Raw genomic sequence first — 3,603 nt, 5'->3', positions numbered from 1 at the left:
TCAAAACAGGGCCTGGCCTACCACTTCTAGCAATGTAGAAAGCTTTTGCCATAATTTCAGGAATTTCAGAGGCTTCCGTAATTTGGTAATTCCACTTTGTAACAGGGGTGGAAATTCCGATGATATCGGTTTCTTGAAAGGCATCAGAACCAAGTAAATGTTTCCCTACTTGTCCTGTTATGCACACCATAGGCGTCGAGTCTATTTGTGCATCAGCGATTCCGGTAACAAGATTAGTTGCTCCAGGACCTGAAGTAGCGATGGCTACACCTACTTTTCCGGTTGCTCTGGCGTATCCTTGCGCGGCATGTGTTGCTCCTTGCTCATGACGAACAAGCACATGATGCAATTGTTCTTTAAATTTGTATAATTCATCATAAACTGGCATAATGGCTCCACCAGGATAACCGTATACCAAGTCCACTCCTTCTGCTAAAAGGCATCTAATAACGGCTTCTGCACCTGATATTTTATTTGTTCCCATGGGTTATAATTTAATAGCAACAAGCTTGTGGCTCATTGATTTATTTGTCAGTTACACAACCTGTTGATGCGCTTGAAACTGATCTAATGTATTTTAGTAAAACTCCTTTTTTGATACTCGATTCAGGTTGAACCCATTTTGCTTTTCTTGCTGCAAACTCTTCGTCAGAAATTTTTAAATTGATGGTGTTTTTCACGGCATCAATAGTAATAATATCACCATTTTCAACCAGTGCAATTCCACCTCCATCAAAAGCTTCGGGCGTTACGTGTCCTACAACAAAACCATGTGAACCACCAGAGAATCTACCATCAGTAATCAAAGCGACACTTTTTCCTAAACCGGCACCCATAATTGCGGATGTTGGTTTTAGCATTTCAGGCATTCCTGGCCCACCTTTAGGTCCACAGTACCTAATGACGACTACATTACCTGGTTTAACCTCTCCCGCTCGAACTCCTTTTATCACATCATGTTCATTCTCATAAACAATAGCATCACCTTCAAAATATTCTCCTTCGTTACCACTAATTTTAGCAACACATCCTTCTTCAGCTAGATTACCGTATAAGATTTGAATATTTCCTGTTGCTTTTAAAGCTTTTTGTATTTCGTGAATTACTTCTTGTCCGTCATTTAAATCGGGAACAGCTGCTAAGTTTTCAGCTAGCGTTTTTCCGGTAACTGTCAAGCAATTTCCGTGTAGCAATCCTTCTTTTAATAAATATTTCATTACCGCTGGAACACCACCTACTTCGTGTAAGTCTTCCATTAGGTATTTTCCACTTGGTTTTAAATCAGCCAGTAAAGGAGTTTTATCACTAATGTCTTGGAAATCTTTTAGTGTGATTTCGATATCAACAGAATGTGCCATTGCAATTAAGTGCATCACCGCATTTGTTGAACCACCTAGAACTGCCACCATCGTGATCGCATTTTCAAATGCTTCACGTGTCATGATATCTCTAGGTTTGATATCTTTTTCTAATAATATTCGGATGGCTTTACCAGCGTCAATACATTCTTGTTTTTTTTCTTGGCTTAAAGCCGGATTAGAAGAGCTGTAAGGCAAACTCATTCCTAAGGCTTCAATTGCTGATGACATGGTGTTAGCCGTGTACATTCCGCCACAAGCTCCAGCACCAGGACAAGCATTTTTTATTACTCCTTTAAAATCTTCCGGTTCGATAGTATTGCTGAATTTTTTTCCTAATGCTTCAAAAGCGGAGACAATATTTAGTGATTCACCTTTCCATTTTCCAGAGTGAATGGTACCACCATAAACCATAATCGATGGACGATTAACTCTACCCATTGCAATTACCGATCCTGGCATATTTTTATCGCAACCTGGAACAGCAATTAATGCATCATACCATTGTGCTCCCATTACTGTCTCGATAGAATCTGCGATTACGTCTCTAGAAACTAGTGAAAAACGCATTCCGTCAGTACCGTTCGAGATTCCATCACTCACTCCTACTGTGTTAAAAATAAGACCTACAAGATCTTCCTTCCACACACCCTTCTTAATATCTTTGGCAAGGTCATTCAAGTGCATGTTACACGTATTTCCTTCGTAGCCCATACTTACGATTCCAACTTGCGCCTTGTTTAGATCTTCTTCGGTTAATCCTATTCCGTACAACATGGCTTGCGCTGCGGGTTGGGTTTCGTCTTGGGTGATGGTTTTACTGTATTTATTTAATTCCATTATATGTAATTCTAGCTGATTTTTTAATTATGTTTTTCTATTTTAAACAATTGTAGACTGACCAATATGGACGTTGTCATTATTGAAGTATAGTAAATCATCTTTGTTCAAAATAAAATTGGATACGAATTCTCCAACCTCGTTAGTTCCAAAGCTTGTTCCTGGATTTAGATCGATCGTAACAACATTGTATTCTATCGATTTCAAAACTGCTTCGTGTACTTTTTGCGCTTCTTCGTATAGTCCAAAATGCTCTAAAAGCATAGCAGCTGAAACGATTGAAGCGATTGGATTAGCAATGTTTTTACCTTTAGCTAATGGATGCGAACCGTGGACAGGCTCAAATAAAGCATTAGACGTTCCGTAGGATGCTGATGCCAATAATCCGATAGAACCGGTTATAGCACTCGCTTCATCGGATAAAATATCTCCAAATAAATTTTCGGTAAGGATAACGTCAAATTGTTTAGGGTTTAAAATGACTTGCATGGCTGCCGTATCAGCATATAAAAAATTCAAAGTTACGTCCGGATAGGATTCAGCTACGTTTGAAACGACTTTTCTCCATAAGCGGGACGTTTCTAAAACATTGGCTTTATCAACCAAGGTTACTTTTTGTTTTCTTTTTTCTGCTGATTGAAAAGCCAAATGTGCAATTCTAGTGATTTCTTCTTCTGAATATTCCAATAAATCAGAGGCAATGGTTCCCTCTGGATTTATTTTTTTCTCACTGAAATAAGCGCCACCTGTCAATTCTCTGAAAACAACAAAATCGATACCATCGATTATTTCCTGTTTCAAGGGAGAGGAATTTAATAAAGTGGGATAGGTTTTAATAGGACGAACATTTGTAAAAAGACCTAATTCTTTTCTTAATTTTAAAACACCATGAGCTGGTCGCATTGCTGTGTCAGGATTTATATCATGCACAGGATCTCCTACTGCACCAAATAAAACGGCATCGGTATTTAGGCACAAGTTCAATGTTTGTTGTGGTAAGGACGTCCCTGTTTTATCTATTGCCGTTGCCCCTACTAGCGCATCTTCAAAAATAAATTCGTGATGGTAAATTACCCCAATGGCGTACAACGCTTTTTTGGCTTGTAAAATAACTTCTGGACCAATTCCGTCACCTGCTAATACTGCTATTTTTAGATTCATACGATTTATGACTATAATGTTGTGTTGCTTTCTAACGTTCTTTTTAACTACTAATTTCTGATCAATTCTTCTTGCAATTTACTGACTTCAATAATTTGATGAATGTCTGCATCTACGACTTCTTTCTTAATATCTGCAAATTTCAAAAACTCGGTGTAAACGATATCTAATTGTACTTTGGTTAGTTCGTATCCTACTTTTTTAGCTCGATACGCCAGTGCAGCTCTTCCGCTTCTGGCTGTTA

3 protein-coding genes and 1 pseudogene are annotated in these 3,603 nt (G+C 38.4%); all 4 read right to left on the bottom strand.

Features of this window, described 5'->3' with window-relative positions; all coding sequences use genetic code 11:
- Positions 1 to 484: thiamine pyrophosphate-binding protein (locus tag P8M54_RS10365; RefSeq protein WP_300287758.1), on the bottom strand; the 484-nt coding region annotated here is incomplete at its 3' end.
- A 40-nt stretch (positions 485 to 524) separates the two neighbouring features.
- Positions 525 to 2,198 carry a dihydroxy-acid dehydratase gene (gene ilvD, locus P8M54_RS10360; protein WP_300287757.1) on the bottom strand — a complete coding sequence of 558 codons (1,674 nt, stop codon included), beginning with the start codon at positions 2,196 to 2,198 and terminating at the stop codon, positions 525 to 527.
- 42 nt (positions 2,199 to 2,240) lie between these two features.
- Positions 2,241 to 3,359, bottom strand: a complete 1,119-nt coding sequence (gene leuB, locus P8M54_RS10355) for a 3-isopropylmalate dehydrogenase (RefSeq protein ID WP_300287756.1) — start codon at positions 3,357 to 3,359, stop codon at positions 2,241 to 2,243.
- A 50-nt stretch (positions 3,360 to 3,409) separates the two neighbouring features.
- Positions 3,410 to 3,603: pseudogene (locus tag P8M54_RS10350) on the bottom strand (2-isopropylmalate synthase); the annotation flags it as partial.

The organism is Flavobacterium sp. (assembly GCF_029242675.1).
GTDB lineage: Bacteria > Bacteroidota > Bacteroidia > Flavobacteriales > Flavobacteriaceae > Flavobacterium.
This window is presented reverse-complemented; position numbering and strand designations above follow the sequence as displayed.